14 protein-coding genes and 4 tRNA genes are annotated in these 15,111 nt (G+C 52.9%); 2 read left to right on the forward strand and 16 right to left on the reverse strand.

All coding sequences use genetic code 11. From position 1 onward, the window contains the following. Positions 1 to 30 precede the first annotated feature (30 nt). The 13 genes from rpoB to F822_RS04445 all read right to left on the reverse strand — a co-directional run bounded on the left by rpoB (position 31) and on the right by F822_RS04445 (position 10,431). The gene (gene rpoB, locus F822_RS04385) at positions 31 to 4,104 is read right to left on the reverse strand and encodes a DNA-directed RNA polymerase subunit beta (protein ID WP_025042215.1); all 4,074 of its coding nucleotides are present in this window, start codon (positions 4,102 to 4,104) and stop codon (positions 31 to 33) included. Positions 4,105 to 4,275: 171 nt separating this feature from the next. Beyond that, positions 4,276 to 4,656 carry a 50S ribosomal protein L7/L12 gene (gene rplL / locus F822_RS04390; RefSeq protein WP_025042214.1) on the reverse strand — a complete coding sequence of 127 codons (381 nt, stop codon included), beginning with the start codon at positions 4,654 to 4,656 and terminating at the stop codon, positions 4,276 to 4,278. Positions 4,657 to 4,712: 56 nt separating this feature from the next. Further along, positions 4,713 to 5,237 carry a 50S ribosomal protein L10 gene (gene rplJ, locus F822_RS04395; RefSeq protein ID WP_025042213.1) on the reverse strand — a complete coding sequence of 175 codons (525 nt, stop codon included), beginning with the start codon at positions 5,235 to 5,237 and terminating at the stop codon, positions 4,713 to 4,715. A 438-nt stretch (positions 5,238 to 5,675) separates the two neighbouring features. Continuing rightward, complete coding sequence (gene rplA / locus F822_RS04400; protein ID WP_025042212.1) at positions 5,676 to 6,368, reverse strand: 50S ribosomal protein L1; 693 nt, start codon at positions 6,366 to 6,368, stop codon at positions 5,676 to 5,678. Then, the gene (gene rplK / locus F822_RS04405; RefSeq protein ID WP_025042211.1) at positions 6,369 to 6,800 is read right to left on the reverse strand and encodes a 50S ribosomal protein L11; all 432 of its coding nucleotides are present in this window, start codon (positions 6,798 to 6,800) and stop codon (positions 6,369 to 6,371) included. It abuts the gene before it with no gap. A 105-nt stretch (positions 6,801 to 6,905) separates the two neighbouring features. After that, complete coding sequence (gene nusG, locus F822_RS04410) at positions 6,906 to 7,439, reverse strand: transcription termination/antitermination protein NusG (protein WP_025042210.1); 534 nt, start codon at positions 7,437 to 7,439, stop codon at positions 6,906 to 6,908. Further along, positions 7,439 to 7,783, reverse strand: coding sequence for a preprotein translocase subunit SecE (secE, locus tag F822_RS04415; protein WP_025042209.1), 345 nt, complete (start codon positions 7,781 to 7,783; stop codon positions 7,439 to 7,441). Before secE ends, nusG begins: the two co-directional genes overlap by 1 nt. A gap of 173 nt (positions 7,784 to 7,956) precedes the next feature. Further along, positions 7,957 to 8,032 (reverse strand) — tRNA-Trp (locus F822_RS04420). Between the two features lie 57 nt (positions 8,033 to 8,089). Then, a complete protein-coding gene (tuf, locus tag F822_RS04425) occupies positions 8,090 to 9,280 on the reverse strand; it encodes an elongation factor Tu (protein WP_025040225.1) in 1,191 nt (396 codons plus the stop codon). A gap of 39 nt (positions 9,281 to 9,319) precedes the next feature. Continuing rightward, positions 9,320 to 9,394: transfer RNA gene (locus F822_RS04430), tRNA-Thr, on the reverse strand. An 89-nt stretch (positions 9,395 to 9,483) separates the two neighbouring features. Continuing rightward, a tRNA-Gly gene (locus tag F822_RS04435) sits at positions 9,484 to 9,557 on the reverse strand. A 161-nt stretch (positions 9,558 to 9,718) separates the two neighbouring features. Next, positions 9,719 to 9,803 (reverse strand) — tRNA-Tyr (locus F822_RS04440). A 160-nt stretch (positions 9,804 to 9,963) separates the two neighbouring features. Then, on the reverse strand, positions 9,964 to 10,431 hold the full coding sequence (locus F822_RS04445; protein WP_025040226.1) for an FKBP-type peptidyl-prolyl cis-trans isomerase: 468 nt from the start codon (positions 10,429 to 10,431) through the stop codon (positions 9,964 to 9,966). A gap of 127 nt (positions 10,432 to 10,558) precedes the next feature. On the opposite strand from F822_RS04445, the gene F822_RS04450 reads away from it, so the two are divergent. Further along, a complete protein-coding gene (locus tag F822_RS04450; protein WP_025040227.1) occupies positions 10,559 to 11,008 on the forward strand; it encodes a YbaN family protein in 450 nt (149 codons plus the stop codon). Between the two features lie 123 nt (positions 11,009 to 11,131). Here the strand turns inward: F822_RS04450 and F822_RS04455 are convergent, their stop codons facing one another. The 3 genes from F822_RS04455 to F822_RS04465 form a co-directional block, all read right to left on the reverse strand. Further along, the gene (locus tag F822_RS04455) at positions 11,132 to 11,803 is read right to left on the reverse strand and encodes a YiaD family glycine zipper/OmpA-like lipoprotein (protein ID WP_025040228.1); all 672 of its coding nucleotides are present in this window, start codon (positions 11,801 to 11,803) and stop codon (positions 11,132 to 11,134) included. A 180-nt stretch (positions 11,804 to 11,983) separates the two neighbouring features. Beyond that, a complete protein-coding gene (gene xerD / locus F822_RS04460) occupies positions 11,984 to 12,910 on the reverse strand; it encodes a site-specific tyrosine recombinase XerD (protein WP_025040229.1) in 927 nt (308 codons plus the stop codon). Continuing rightward, the gene (locus F822_RS04465; protein WP_025040230.1) at positions 12,897 to 13,400 is read right to left on the reverse strand and encodes a methylated-DNA--[protein]-cysteine S-methyltransferase; all 504 of its coding nucleotides are present in this window, start codon (positions 13,398 to 13,400) and stop codon (positions 12,897 to 12,899) included. Before F822_RS04465 ends, xerD begins: the two co-directional genes overlap by 14 nt. A 183-nt stretch (positions 13,401 to 13,583) precedes the next feature. Here F822_RS04465 and F822_RS04470 point away from each other — a divergent pair, with 183 nt between their 5' ends. Then, on the forward strand, positions 13,584 to 15,110 hold the full coding sequence (locus tag F822_RS04470; RefSeq protein ID WP_025040231.1) for a leucyl aminopeptidase: 1,527 nt from the start codon (positions 13,584 to 13,586) through the stop codon (positions 15,108 to 15,110). Position 15,111: the final 1 nt, after the last annotated feature.

Genomic DNA, 15,111 nt, shown 5'->3' on the forward strand with positions numbered 1-15,111 from the left:
ACAACCCTTCCATACCTCTACACAACATGGCTAATGCCGATCCAAATCAATATCCATTGCCAGCGAGCGGATTTCCTTCACCAGTACGTTGAATGATTCAGGCATGCCCGCGTCGATCTTGTGGTCGCCCTTGACAATGCTCTCGTACACCTTGGTGCGCCCATTCACATCGTCGGACTTGACCGTCAGCATTTCCTGCAGGGTATAGGCGGCGCCGTACGCTTCCAGTGCCCACACTTCCATTTCGCCAAAGCGCTGACCTCCGAACTGAGCCTTGCCACCAAGCGGTTGCTGGGTTACGAGGCTGTAAGGGCCGGTTGATCGCGCATGCATCTTATCGTCCACCAGGTGATGCAGCTTCAGCACATGCATATAGCCCACGGTAACAGGGCGATCGAACGCCTCACCGGTTCTGCCGTCGTGGAGCGTCACCTGACCGGACCTGGGGAGACCCGCAAGTTCCAGCATGTCCTTGATTTCGTGCTCGGTAGCGCCGTCGAACACGGGGGTTGCAAAGGGCACGCCATCCGTCAGATTTGTCGCCAGATCCAGGATCTCCACATCCGTAAGCGAAGCAATGTCTTCTTGCTTACCACTCGTGTTATAGATCTTATCGAGAAAATCCCGGATCTCGGCAGTCTGGCCGCCGACGCGAAGCATATCGCCGATCTTGATTCCCAATCCCTTCGCTGCCCATCCGAGATGGGTTTCCAGAATCTGGCCCACGTTCATGCGCGACGGTACACCCAAGGGGTTCAGTACTACGTCCACGGGAGTACCATCCGCCATGTAAGGCATATCTTCTACCGGCACTATCTTGGAAATAACACCCTTATTACCATGACGCCCAGCCATTTTATCTCCCGGCTGCAGCCGCCGCTTTACCGCGACATAAACCTTTACCATTTTCTGCACACCCGGCGGCAATTCATCGCCTTGGGTAAGTTTCTTTTTCTTCTCCTCGAAAGCGTCATCGAACGCCTTGCGTTTCTGCGTCAGACCTTCCTCGATCTGCTCGAGCTGCAAGCTCGCCTCTTCATCGGAAAGACGAATGTCGAACCAGTGATGCGGATCGATACTATCGAGATATTCCTTGGTGACCGGTGCGCCCTTGACGAGCTTTTTAGGCCCGCCAGTTGCAACCTTGCCCTTGAGCAGGCGCTCGATACGAGCAAATGCGTCCCCTTCCACAATCCGCATCTGGTCAGCCAGATCCTTCTTGTATCGCTTCAGTTCATCATCGATGATCTGCTGGGCGCGTTTGTCACGTTCAATACCTTCCCGGGTAAAGACCTGCACGTCGATGACCGTACCGGAAATACCTGACGGCACTCGCAACGATGTATCCTTGACGTCGGAAGCCTTCTCGCCAAAAATAGCGCGCAGAAGCTTTTCTTCAGGCGTCAATTGGGTTTCGCCTTTGGGCGTGACCTTTCCTACCAATACGTCGCCAGCCTCTACTTCCGCACCGATATGAACGATGCCGGAGGCATCCAGGCGTCCAAGCTGTACTTCCGACAGGTTGGAAATATCACCCGTAATCTCTTCCGTTCCCAGTTTTGTATCACGGCTCACCACCGACAATTCTTCGATATGGATAGACGTGAAGCGATCGTTGGCAACGATACGCTCGGAGATGAGAATCGAATCCTCGAAGTTGTAGCCATTCCACGGCATAAATGCCACCAACATGTTCTGCCCCAGCGCCAGTTCACCTTTATCCGTGGAGGCGCCGTCCGCCACCACGTCGCCGCGTGCAATTATATCACCCACTTTCACCAGTGGCCGCTGGTTGATATTGGTGTTCTGGTTGGAACGGGTGTATTTGATCAGGTTGTATATGTCTACACCCACTTCGCCCACGCGCGTTTCAATATCATGTACCCGCACCACGATACGGCTCGCATCCACATAATCCACGATACCGCCTCGCACCGCCTTTACCGCTGTTCCGGAATCCACGGCAACTACCCGTTCGATACCGGTGCCAACCAGAGGCTTCTCCGCACGCAGGCATGGGACCGCCTGCCGTTGCATGTTGGAGCCCATCAGCGCGCGGTTGGCGTCATCGTGTTCCAGAAATGGAATCAACGACGCGGCCACCGACACGATCTGAGCGGGCGCCACATCCATGTACTCGATCCGGTCCGGACTTGAAAGGGTAAATTCGTTCTTGTGACGGCACGAAACAATGTCGTTGGTAAAATTCCCACTGCTATCCAGTTCTGCATTTGCCTGGGCAATCACAAATTGACCTTCTTCAATCGCCGACAGATAGTCGATCTCCTCGGTGACATGACCGTTCTTCACTTTACTGTATGGGGTTTCCATGAAGCCATATTCATTGGTCCGGGCATACAGCGCCAGTGAATTTATCAATCCGATATTGGGGCCTTCCGGTGTCTCAATCGGACATACCCGACCATAGTGAGTGGGGTGTACGTCACGCACCTCAAACCCTGCCCGCTCGCGCGTCAACCCGCCCGGGCCCAACGCGGACACTCGGCGTTTATGCGTGATTTCGGAAAGCGGATTGGTCTGGTCCATGAATTGCGATAGCTGACTGGAGCCAAAAAATTCGCGTACCGCAGCCGATACCGGCTTCGCGTTGATCAAATCATGCGGCATCAGATTATCTGACTCAGCCTGGCTGAGCCGCTCTTTTACCGCTCTTTCGACCCGTACCAGGCCCGAACGAAACTGATTTTCCGCCAGTTCGCCGACCGAGCGCACGCGACGATTACCCAGGTGATCGATATCGTCGATTTCGCCACGGCCATTACGCAATTCGACCAGAATCCTGATCACTGCAATAATGTCGTCATTGGACAGCGTTGTAGAACCATCCAGTTCAGTCTTGCCTATGCGGCGATTAAATTTCATCCGCCCCACCACTGAAAGATCATAGCGTTCGGGTGCGTAGAACAATCCGTTGAACAACGCCTTGACAGCGTCTTCGGTAGGTGGTTCACCGGGGCGCATCATCCGGTAGATGGCTACCTGCGCCGCCATCTGGTCCGCGGTCTCGTCTATTCTCAGTGTTTGCGATATATATGCACCCTGATCCAGATCGTTTGTGTAAATGGTGTGGATCTCTTTTATATCCGCCTCACGCAGCTTAGCGAGCAGCGTTTCCGTGATCTCGTCGTTGGCAAGCGCCAGGACTTCGCCTGTTTCCTTATCCACCACGTTATGGCCCAATATGCGGCCCAGCAGAAAGTCTTCCGAAACCGCAAGTTTATCTATGCCGGCTTGCTGCATTTCACGAACGTGCTTGACGGTGATACGCTTGTCTTTCTGGACAATGACTTTGCCGCTTTTGGACACGATATCGAAACGGGCGGTATCACCACGCAAACGTTCCGGTATCAGTTCGAAGAGGATTCCCTTCTGCGGCAGATGGAAGGTATCAAATGAAAAGAAGCCCGCAAGAATTTGCTCCGGCGTATAGCCTATTGCTTTGAGCAAAACAGTAATCGGCATTTTACGACGACGGTCGACGCGGAAATAGAGGTAGTCCTTGGGGTCAAACTCGAAATCCAGCCAGGAACCGCGGTAGGGAATGATGCGCGCAGAGAAGAGCAATTTACCGGACGAATGTGTTTTACCCCGATCATGCTCGAAAAATACCCCGGGTGAGCGGTGCAATTGAGACACGATCACGCGCTCAGTTCCATTGATAACGAACGAACCCGTGTTGGTCATGAGCGGAATCTCGCCCATGTAGACTTCCTGTTCCTTTACCTCCTTCACGGTTGGCTTGGAAGCCTCCTTATCCATGATCGTCAAGCGGACTTTTGCCCGCAAGGGAGAAGCGTAGGTAAGGCCGCGCTGCTGACATTCCTTGACGTCAAACGGCGGCATGCCAAGCACGTAATTAACGAAGTCGAGGCGAGCATTCTTGGAATGGCTCTCGATCGGAAAAATCGACATGAACGCGGCCTGCAATCCTTCAGTGGCGCGAAAATCAGGGTCGACTTGAGCTTGCAGAAAAGCTGCGTAAGACTCGATTTGAGTAGCGAGAAGAAAGGGAATCGGCAAAACGCTGGCACGCTTTGCGAAACTTTTACGGATACGTTTTTTCTCGGTAAACGAATAGCTCATGGAATCTCTCCGGGGGGTCAGAAGACAGATGGACAGAAAATTGGAGCAGAGTACCTTTTTTTAGCTACCGTGCTGAGTGTTCTGGCGCATAAAAATGCGGGAATCCGAACGTTAAAATAGCCAGTATCTGGCGGCGTCTTTCACGCCGCCAGCTGGTCTTATCGTTTTATCTTATTTGATCTCGGCAGTTGCGCCGGCTTCGGTCAGCTGTTTCTGGATGGCCTCCGCATCGGCTTTGGCGATACCTTCCTTGACGGCTTTGGGTGCACCGTCCACCAAATCTTTCGCTTCTTTCAAACCCAGTCCGGTAACCGCGCGCACTACTTTGATCACGTTTACCTTGCTATCGCCCACGGCGGTCAGCGTTACGGTAAATTCCGTTTGCTCTTCCACAGCGGCTGCGGCACCACCCGCGGCGGGTGCAGCCGCAACGACGGTAGCAGCGGCAGCGGAAACGCCAAATTTCTCTTCCATTTCCTTAATCAGCTGAGAAAGCTCCAGCACGGTCATATTTGCAATCGATTCTAAAATTTCTGCTTTGGCTATCGCCATGGTTTTCTCCTGATAATTAACCTGATTGATTACGATCTCGAAATACTAAAACCGGACTAAGCGGCTTGTTTTTGGTCACGGACAGCTGCAACGCCGCGGACAAAACGGGTAGGCACTTCATTGAGTGTTCGAACAAAATTGGCGATGGGTGCTTGCATCGTACCCAACAGTTTCGCAAGCAGCTCGTCACGGCTTGGGAGAGAAGCAAGACTTGCGACATCATTGCTGGACATCAACAAATTAGCCATGGCTCCAGCTTTGATCACCAACTTATCATTGGTCCTGGAAAACTCATACAGCACCTTGGCCGCCGCAACTGGATCACTTCCGATACCATAGACGAGCGGACCGACCATGTGCCCGGAAAGCTTCGAAAATGGTGTATCTGAAATTGCTCTACGTGCGAGCGAGTTTTTGACGACCCTGAAATATATTCCCGATTGACGCGCCTTCGCGCGCAATTGCGTCATATGTCCAACGGTAAGACCGCGGTACTCCGCGATAATGATTGCCTGCGCATTCGCCACCTGAGCGCTTACTTCAGCAATTACTGCTTTCTTTTCTTCTAAATTTAGACTCAAGGGCATTCTCCATCAGTTAAAAGCGACGCCGAGCTCAGATTTTGGTATTGATTGATATGGGAAAACTCATAAAACTCAAAACAAAACCCGACAATCTACTCAGCTATCACGAACCGGCGACCTTAAATCAGGAGTTCAATCTGTTCCTGTTTTTGGGGCACGCCATCTGCGCTGGGTGCCAGAGATGGAGAAAATCAGAAGCGAGAGCGATACAAGCACTGCTCAGCCTCTCTCCCATCTCTACTTGCAATTAAGTTCCAAGCAATGGTTTGCATTCAATAGACTGATTCACAGCTTATCGTTACGCTCTGCCACTGCTTAACAACCCCAACGGTCTTTGACAACCCGCCGAATAGGTACAACATGCCAGGTACGGCATGCCTTTCCGGCGGCCCAAAGTCTTGCAAATAATTCCACTAAACTTAACGCATTTAAAGCTTAACGCATGCTAGCCTGATCCACGCGGACGCCTGTTCCCATGGTGCTGGAGACAGAGATCTTTCTAAGATAAACACCTTTGGAGGCAGCGGGTTTAGACTTGTTGAGCGCATCCAGCAGCGCCAGCATATTTTGTATCAGCGCGTCCACGGTAAACGATGCGCGGCCGATAGTGCACTGGACGATGCCAGCTTTATCGGCGCGATATTGCACTTGACCTGCCTTGGCATTTTTTACCGCACCCGCAACATCCGGCGTCACCGTACCCACCTTGGGATTGGGCATCAACCCGCGCGGCCCCAGTATCTGCCCCAATTGTCCGACAATACGCATGGCATCAGGGCTTGCGATAGCCACATCAAAATCGATATTGCCTGCTTTGATCTGTTCCGCAAGATCCTCAAACCCGACAATATCCGCACCGGCTGCAAGCGCCTCCTTAGCCTTATCACCCTGGGCAAATACGGCGACACGCACTGTTTTGCCAATGCCTGCAGGCAGAACCACCGAACCGCGAACAGCCTGGTCGGATTTTTTTGCATCAATACCTAAATTCACCGCCACGTCGATGGACTCGTCAAATTTTGCAGTAGCGGTTTCCTTGATGATCTTGAGAGCGTCCGGTAGGGGATAAAACTTGCTACGATCGACTTTTTCGATAATCGCCTTGAAACGTTTGGATACGTGTGCCATTTATATGCCCTCCACTTCGACGCCCATGCTGCGGGCACTGCCGGCAATAGTACGCACTGCGGCATCCATGTCCGCCGCTGTCAAATCCGGTGTTTTTATTTTGGCGATTTCTTCTGCCTGCTTCCGTGTCAACCGGCCTATTTTATCGGAATGAGGCTTGGGACTGCCTTTGCTGACGCCCACCGCTTTCTTTATCAGAACGGTCGCCGGCGTGGTTTTCATGATAAAAGTGAAGCTCTTGTCGGCGTAAGCGGTAATGACAACCGGCACCGGCAACCCAACTTCCATTTTCTGAGTCGCGGCGTTAAACGCCTTACAAAACTCCATGATATTCAATCCTCGCTGGCCAAGCGCAGGACCTATCGGTGGGCTAGGATTGGCTTTGCCTGCCGCGACTTGCAATTTGATATAGCCGACTATCTTTTTTGCCACAATAATTCTCCTTTTGGGTACAAACGAACGTTACTACGCTCTCCCCGTTAACAACAAACAGGGCGGCATGCTCAATCCTGAGCGCCAGCCCATTCCACTCTACCTCTAGGCTTTTTCGACTTGACTGAAATCCAGCTCTACCGGCGTGGGCCGGCCAAAAATGGAAACTGAAACCCTGATCTTGCTTTTGTCATAATTGACATCTTCCACGTTACCGTGGAAATCGGTGAACGGCCCTTCCTTGACGCGAACTGCCTCGCCCGTTTCAAAAAGAACCTTGGGCTTGGGTTTCTCCACTCCTTCCTGAATCTGGTGAAGAATATTCTGCACTTCCTTATCGCTGATGGGTGTCGGCTTCATGGCCGAACCTCCGATAAAGCCCGTTACCTTAGCCGTATTCTTGACCAGGTGCCATGTCTCGTCGGTCATCTCCATCTCGACCAGTACATAGCCCGGAAAAAATTTCCGTTCGCTGAGATTCTTCTGGCCTCCCTTCATCTCAATCACTTCTTCTACCGGAACAAGTATCTGTCCAAATTTTTCCTGCATTCCGGCACGATTGATTCGTTCCTTCAGCGCGCGCTGCACACCCTTTTCGAATCCGGAGTAGGCATGAACCACATACCACTTTTTATCCATCACCCCTCCTGTCCCATCAGATATTTCACCGCTATCAACAAGCCCGCGTCTACCATCCATAAAAACAGAGCCATTACCAGAACAAAACCAAAAACTATTCCGGTAGTTTGCATCGTCTCTTTACGGGTCGGCCATACAACTTTCCGGGTTTCTTCCGATGACTCTCTACTGAACGCATAGAACTGTTTGCCTTGGGTAGTAAACCAGACTACCACCACCGCCAGAACGATACCGGCGAGCACGGAAATAACGCGTATTACCATGGCGCTATCGCTCAGGTAATAGAAACCGGCAATACCCGCGATCAACAGCAGAAGCGCGAATCCCAACTTGATCTTATCCACTACTTTATCCCACTCTGCCTGTAATGCTTATCAGTAAATGAAGCGGTGCAGGAGCTGATCATACGATTTGCAACCTCAGCTCTTCATGCAATATGTTGGTGGTATTATGAAGCTTTGCTTCCCTAGAAAAATATGCAGTAAGCTATGATGACTCTCAATAGCGTCTCTTAGGGTGGCAGGCCAGGAGGGCATCGAACCCCCAACCTTCGGTTTTGGAGACCGACGCTCTGCCAATTGAGCTACTGGCCTGTATTTCGGACATGGATACAAAGGTCTTCAACGTTTGGAACGGGCTTGGCGACGACGTTACTCGATAATCTTTGCCACCACGCCGGCGCCAACGGTTCTGCCGCCCTCGCGAATGGCAAAACGCAGACCTTCTTCCATCGCTATCGGTGCGATCAGGTTGACCGTCACGGAGACGTTGTCCCCCGGCATGACCATCTCGGTGCCCGCAGGCAATTCAATCGCACCTGTTACGTCGGTAGTACGAAAGTAGAACTGGGGACGATAGCCCTGGAAAAACGGGGTGTGACGTCCACCTTCTTCTTTGCTCAGTACGTATATCTCGGCAGTGAACTTGGTATGCGGGTTGATGCTGCCAGGCTTGGCCAACACCTGGCCGCGCTCGACGTCTTCCCGCTTGGTGCCTCGCAGCAATACGCCAACGTTGTCGCCGGCCTGCCCCTGGTCCAGCAGTTTCCTGAACATTTCCACGCCGGTACATACTGTCTTGATGGTGGGCTTGAGTCCTACTATCTCGATTTCCTCGCCCACTTTGACGATGCCGCGCTCTACGCGTCCGGTGACCACGGTGCCGCGCCCGGAGATGGAGAAAACATCTTCCACCGGCATCAGGAAGGGGCCGTCTATCGCGCGAACGGGTTCGGGTATGTAGCTGTCCAGCGCATCGGCCAGCTTGAATATGGAGGGCTCGCCTATGTCGCTCTGGTCGCCTTCGAGTGCTTTCAGGGCAGAACCGATGACGATGGGGGTGTCGTCTCCCGGAAAGTTGTATTTGGACAGCAGTTCGCGCACTTCCATTTCCACCAGTTCCAGCAGTTCGTCGTCGTCCACCATGTCCGCTTTGTTCATGTAGACGACGATGTAGGGCACCCCTACCTGACGCGCCAGAAGGATGTGTTCGCGGGTCTGCGGCATCGGCCCGTCCGCAGCCGATACTACCAGTATCGCGCCATCCATCTGCGCCGCACCGGTGATCATGTTCTTGACGTAGTCGGCGTGGCCCGGACAGTCAACGTGCGCATAGTGCCGCTTCACCGTCTCGTACTCGACGTGCGATGTGTTGATGGTGATGCCCCGTGCCTTCTCTTCCGGCGCCGAGTCTATCTGCGCGTAACTCTTCGCTTCACCACCAAACTTCTTCGTCAATACCATGGTGATCGCCGCCGTCAATGTGGTCTTGCCATGATCCACATGCCCTATCGTGCCAACGTTTACGTGCGGCTTCGTCCGCTCAAATTTACTCTTTGCCATGATCGTTCCTTTTTAAAGCACCTTTATATTCACGTCCTATGGAGCCCATGGCCAGGATTGAACTGGCGACCTCTCCCTTACCAAGGGAGTGCTCTGCCACTGAGCTACATGGGCAAGCGTCTTCTTGCCTAAAACCTGTCACTTACCTTTAGTATCCTGCAACAATTTGCCAACACTTTTCGGTTTTTCTCTGGCTCCGAACCTGGAGCGGGTGAAGGGAATCGAACCCTCGTCGTAAGCTTGGAAGGCTTCTGCTCTACCATTGAGCTACACCCGCATCTAGCCATCGATCTGGATTGAAGCGCCCAATCAACTTATCAGAGAAAAGGCGTCGCGCACCACCATGCGTCGCCCGCTATCTAAAACCGGGCTCATCAGGATTGCAGACGTTACCAGCGCCTCGCAGCCCTGCCATACCTCTGTATACACCACCTGATTTGGTGGAGGGGGAAGGATTCGAACCTTCGAAGGCAGAGCCGTCAGATTTACAGTCTGATCCCTTTAACCGCTCGGGAACCCCTCCAAACGAAACTGCCAATTGTGAATGCTTTAAGCTGATAAGTCAACGTGCATTTCAGGGTTTTTTGCTTGGCAACCGCGGATACTCAAGATAGCGAAATAGCCGATTCAATCATCTGAATTAATCAGCTTGAGAAGATGGCAATATCTCATCGCTGGGATAATCAGTGTGTAGATCCTTGGCGCAAACCTAACAGCTCAACCTCGAAAATCAGTGCCGCGTTCGGTGGAATGACCCCTTGCCCCGCTCCTCGCGCGCCATACGCCATATCAGCGGGAATGATCAAGGTTCGTTGCCCCCCCACCTTCATGCCGGCTACACCTCGATCCCAGCCTTTGATTACGCGGCCCGCACCCAGCAGAAACGAAAAAGGCGCGCCGCGATCACGCGAGCTATCAAATTTTGTTCCTTTTTTATCAGCCGCACTGGGATCGTAAAGCCAGCCGGTATAATGCACTTCAACCGCCTTACCGACCACTGCCTCTTCGCCGGTGCCTATCTTGGTATCTTCTTTTATAAGTTCGGTCACGTTGGACACTCCCTGCCCGGTTTCAGAAAATGCGGCCTGGGGCAATAAAACCATGCCCAGTAGTAGTATGCTCAAATTGATCAGTGTGTTTACCTTAGACATGATTGCCCCAAGATTGAATTAGTATTTTGCACGCCCTCAAGGTTTTATTATACCGGCTAACCGCCCACGCTTGATAAAAGAGCGGTTAAATTTTTGAACTCGTCGATATTTCCATAAGCCCAAGCATATGCAAGAGCGTCTGAATGATGAGGTATGCCAGGAGCAGCAAGAGCCGCCGTCGATACGGCTGCACGATTCGCCTGTCATAAGGTATCTCTATCTGGCAGCGGGATTCGCTGCGCTGATACTTGCCGTGGCAGGCATAGTGCTGCCGATATTGCCTACCACTCCCTTTATACTGCTGGCTGCGGCCTGCTTCGCGCGCAGTTCGAAACACTTCCATGACAAGCTTCTGGCTAATCGCGTTGCAGGTCCGATCATCCGCGAATGGATCGAACACCGCAGCATCCCACGGCGGGTCAAGCGCTGGGTTTACTTACTGCTGGCGATATCATTCGGCAGTTCCATCCTGATGATGCCGTCTGTCTGGCATCAGGTGATGCTGGCTGCGCTGGGCACCATCCTGGTTGCGTTTATCTGGCGCATACCCGTCAGGGACTTGCCTACCGGTCCATGACATCGCGCACAGTCGATAACAACCCTTGGAGGACTGGTGAATTCAATTCGCTCCAATGAGCGAGAGACGATGCAACCAGCCCCATTTTAACCACCCGTTGTTTACTGCGTTGTAATTGCGGTCTTACTCTGAAGCAGCTTGCGGCTCAGCCACGAAAATTTCAACACGACGGTTTTTAGCTCTGTTTGCGGGTGTATCGTTTGCGACGAGAGGCTCGCGGGAACCACGACCATCGATACTGATGCGATTTGGGGAAATGCCCCGGCTCACCAGATAGTCCCGCGTACTGGCCGCACGGTTTATGGACAAGGGATTATTGATTGCATCGCTACCCGAGTTGTCGGTATGTCCAATGATCGTTACCTGGGAAGCAGTGTTATTGCTCAGGCTCGTCGCAAAACTATCCAGCACTGGTTTGAAATCATTTTTGATCTCCGCGCGGCCGGTATCAAATGAAATATCGCTGGGGATATCCAGCTTCAGGCGGTTATCCGATGTCTTGACGACTTGTACACCCGTACCTGAGGTAGCTTGTTCCATTTCCTTTTTTTGCTGTTCCATTCTTCTGGACCACACATTCCCGGCAATGGCCCCAAGGCCGGCACCCGCAGCGGCACCAATCGCCGCACCTGTCCCTTTACCTGCAAGAGCGCCAATTATTGCGCCTGTACCTGCACCGATCCCGGCGCCTATAGCCGTGTCTCGAGTTCTGTTATTTTGCGTTTCAGGCGTACTGGCACAGCCACCCATTGCCAAGACTATCGCGATGGAAATAATTGATAATTGGTTACGCATGATTTTCTCCTTATTTGTCGGTAAAGTTATGTGGAGCGGCGATTATTTCTTCACATCATCAGCTCGCTTAAGCTAACTCTAGCAGAGGATGGACGAAAACGAATTTTTTTACCGGTAGAAGTGCGGCTATTCTATTTGTATCTCTTCCTCAGGATCGTGATGGGTGAAAAAAGCTATCAATCACCCTCGTGGATGATGCAGGGCATGAATGCGCTTCAACCGTTCGCGCGCCACGTGAGTATAGATTTGCGTGGTGGAAATATCTGCATGGCCCAGCAGCAATTGCACAACGCGTAAATCAGCACCATGATTGAGCAGATGCGTAGCAAAAGCATGTCGCAACGTGTGTGGCGACAACGGCTTGGCGATCCCTGTCTGGCGCGCATAACGTTTGATCAGATACCAGAAAGCCTGGCGTGTCATGGCCGAGCCACGAGTGGTAATGAACAGTGCGTTACTCGATTTCCCCTTCAGCAACTCCGGTCTGGTCTCTCTAGTGTAGCGAGCGACCCACTCCAGCGCGTCTTCGCCCAATGGTGTCAACCGCTCTTTTCCGCCCTTGCCGATTACTCGTACGATACCCATGTTCAGGCTGATTTGCTGGCTTTCCAGGCTGATCAGTTCAGATACGCGGAGTCCGCTTGCGTATAGCACTTCAAGCATGGTGCGATCACGCAATCCCAATGGAACCTTGACATCGGGCGCATCAAGCAAGGCTTCCACATCCGCCTCGGTGAGGCTTGCCGGCAAATTACGGGGCAGCTTGGGCGTATCAATGTTGAGACTTGGATCAGCCTGAATCTTTCCCTGGCGCAACAGGAAACGGTAGAACCGCTTTAAACTCGACAGTTCGCGGCTGGTAGTGCTCGCCTTCACCCTGGCGGAAACCTTATAGGCAAGAAACTCCAACAGATCGGGATGAGTCGCCGCTACCAGCAAGCTATCATTCTGTTTTCGCTCGCTCTGTTTAGCCAGCCATTGACTGAATTGCTGCAGGTCGCTGCGGTAGCTTTCCAGCGTATTACGCGACAAACCATCTTCCAGCCACAAGGCATCCGAGAATTCGTCCAGCAAGCATGAGTCAGAGTCAAGCTCAGGCCCCTTCATGGTGCAACAGCCAGCGTTTGATAGTAAGCGGGACGCCGTCGCTCGCATTCATAAACCCGCCCAGCCCGCCGTTCTTAGCAATAACGCGATGACAGGGAATAATTATCGGAAGGCGGTTGGCTCCGCATGCCTGCCCCACGGCACGCGGGGCTGAATGCAGTTGTGCAGCAATATCGCCATAACTACGTGTAGTCCCGCTGGAGATGTCCTGGATGGCACGCCATACCCTGCGCTGGTGAACCGTGCCGCCAATGTGCATCGACAGATCGAATATAAAGCTCGGATCAGCCAGATACGCCTGCAGCTGCTGGCAGACTTCCTTGGCCAAAGCAGTGCGCGGCGCAAGTAACGGCGTGTCGGTGGGCAGGTATGCTATATCGGTCAGCCAGTCTTCCTCGATGCGAAGACCGAGTACGGCAAATGGGGCAGCGAGCTTTGCTTGATAGTCATCTGCTGATTTTTCTTTATGAGCAACCTTAGGCTTCATCATGACAATGTTGTGGATCGCTTATTCATCGTACTTACCATGCTGCCTGGGACAGAGAATTCAGTCAAAGAGGCTTTTGAAAACAGTATACTGTCTGCTTTGACTTTATGCGGACAGTCCGGCGATAATCAACCATTATCCGGCTTGAGTAATCTGTCGACAAGACCCCTGATCGAGGAGCAAGTGGTGAAATTTAATATAAAAAGCGGAAACCCGGAGAAGCAGCGCAGTGCATGTGTGGTGGTGGGCGTATTCGAGCCGCGCAAATTGACCGCAGCGGCGGAAGCCATGGACAAGATCGCCGATGGCTATATCGGCGGCCTATTGCGCAGCGGCGATATGGAGGGTAAGGCAGGCTCTGCATTGGTGCTGCACAATGTGCCCAACACCTTGTGCGATCGAATACTGCTGGTGGGACTCGGCAAGGAACAAGCGCTCAGCGATAAAGCGTACTGCGATGTGGTGCGCGGCGCATTCAAGGCGCTGCATGGCACAGGCGCTACCGACGCCGCCCTGTTTTTGAATGAGGTGCCGGTCAAAAATCGTGAAACCGCATGGAAAGTTACACAAACCGCCATTATCGCGATGGAAAGCAGGTATCGCTTCGATCGGCTCAAGAGCCAGGTTGAAGAAACCAAACCGCCTCTTCGTAAAGTCACGCTTTGCACCATGGACGAGGGCAGCCGCGTAGAACTTGCCGCCAGCGAGGAAGCCCTGCAGCAGGGCCTTGCCATTGCCGATGGTATGAATCTGGCCAAGGATTTAGGCAATCTTGCGCCCAACATCTGTACCCCGACCTACCTTGCGGAACAGGCCATCGACGTGGCCAAGGCTTATAAGCTCAAGGTTACCATTCTGGAGCAGAAGGACATGGAGAAGCTCGGCATGGGCGCATTGCTGGCTGTTGCCCGTGGCAGCCATCAACCCGCCAAGCTGATCGCGCTGGAATACTGGGGACGGACGAAGAAGGAAAAACCGGTCGTGCTGGTGGGCAAGGGCGTCACTTTTGATACCGGCGGCATTTCCTTGAAGCCCGCAGCGGAAATGGATGAAATGAAGTACGACATGTGCGGCGCGGCCAGCGTGCTCGGTACCATTACAGCGGTGGCGAAAATGCGGCTTCCCGTCAATGTGATCGGCATCATCCCCACCACCGAAAATATGCCGGGTGGCAATGCCACCAAGCCCGCCGACGTCGTTACCAGCATGTCCGGGCAAACCGTGGAAATTCTCAATACTGATGCTGAAGGACGTCTGATCCTGTGCGATGCACTGACTTATGCCGAGCGCTATGAACCCGAGACCGTAATAGATATTGCCACCCTTACCGGTGCTTGTGTCATCGCGCTCGGCCATGTTGCGTCGGGATTGCTCAGCGCGGATGAAGAACTGGCGGAGGAATTGCTGCACGCTTCCGGGAAAGCGGCGGATCCCGCTTGGCGGCTGCCGTTATGGGACGAGTACCAGGAGCAACTGAAAAGTAATTTTGCCGATATCGCCAACATTGGTGGCCGCGCCGCCGGAACCATTACCGCAGCCTGCTTCCTGTCGCGTTTCACGAAGAAATATCGATGGGCTCACCTGGACATAGCGGGTACTGCCTGGAAATCCGGCAAGGAAAAAGGAGCCACAGGCCGACCTGTGCCCCTGCTGACACAATTCCTGATCGGGCGAGCGGCGAAAAAAGGGCCTGCTGAGCATAAATCGAAATAGA

This window comes from Nitrosospira briensis C-128 (assembly GCF_000619905.2).
GTDB classification, from domain to species: Bacteria; Pseudomonadota; Gammaproteobacteria; order Burkholderiales; family Nitrosomonadaceae; genus Nitrosospira; species Nitrosospira briensis.

Excerpts from the sequence above, each read along its gene's own strand:
- rplL (WP_025042214.1), bottom strand. The coding sequence starts at position 4,656 with ATGGCGATAGCCAAAGCAGAAATTTTAGAATCGATTGCAAATATGACC.
- rpoB (WP_025042215.1), bottom strand. The coding sequence starts at position 4,104 with ATGAGCTATTCGTTTACCGAGAAAAAACGTATCCGTAAAAGTTTCGCA.
- F822_RS04465 (WP_025040230.1), bottom strand. The coding sequence starts at position 13,400 with ATGATGAAGCCTAAGGTTGCTCATAAAGAAAAATCAGCAGATGACTAT.
- F822_RS04455 (WP_025040228.1), bottom strand. The coding sequence starts at position 11,803 with ATGCGTAACCAATTATCAATTATTTCCATCGCGATAGTCTTGGCAATG.
- F822_RS04450 (WP_025040227.1), top strand. The coding sequence starts at position 10,559 with ATGCAAGAGCGTCTGAATGATGAGGTATGCCAGGAGCAGCAAGAGCCG.
- tuf (WP_025040225.1), bottom strand. The coding sequence starts at position 9,280 with ATGGCAAAGAGTAAATTTGAGCGGACGAAGCCGCACGTAAACGTTGGC.
- rplA (WP_025042212.1), bottom strand. The coding sequence starts at position 6,368 with ATGGCACACGTATCCAAACGTTTCAAGGCGATTATCGAAAAAGTCGAT.
- nusG (WP_025042210.1), bottom strand. The coding sequence starts at position 7,439 with ATGGATAAAAAGTGGTATGTGGTTCATGCCTACTCCGGATTCGAAAAG.
- xerD (WP_025040229.1), bottom strand. The coding sequence starts at position 12,910 with ATGAAGGGGCCTGAGCTTGACTCTGACTCATGCTTGCTGGACGAATTC.
- F822_RS04445 (WP_025040226.1), bottom strand. The coding sequence starts at position 10,431 with ATGTCTAAGGTAAACACACTGATCAATTTGAGCATACTACTACTGGGC.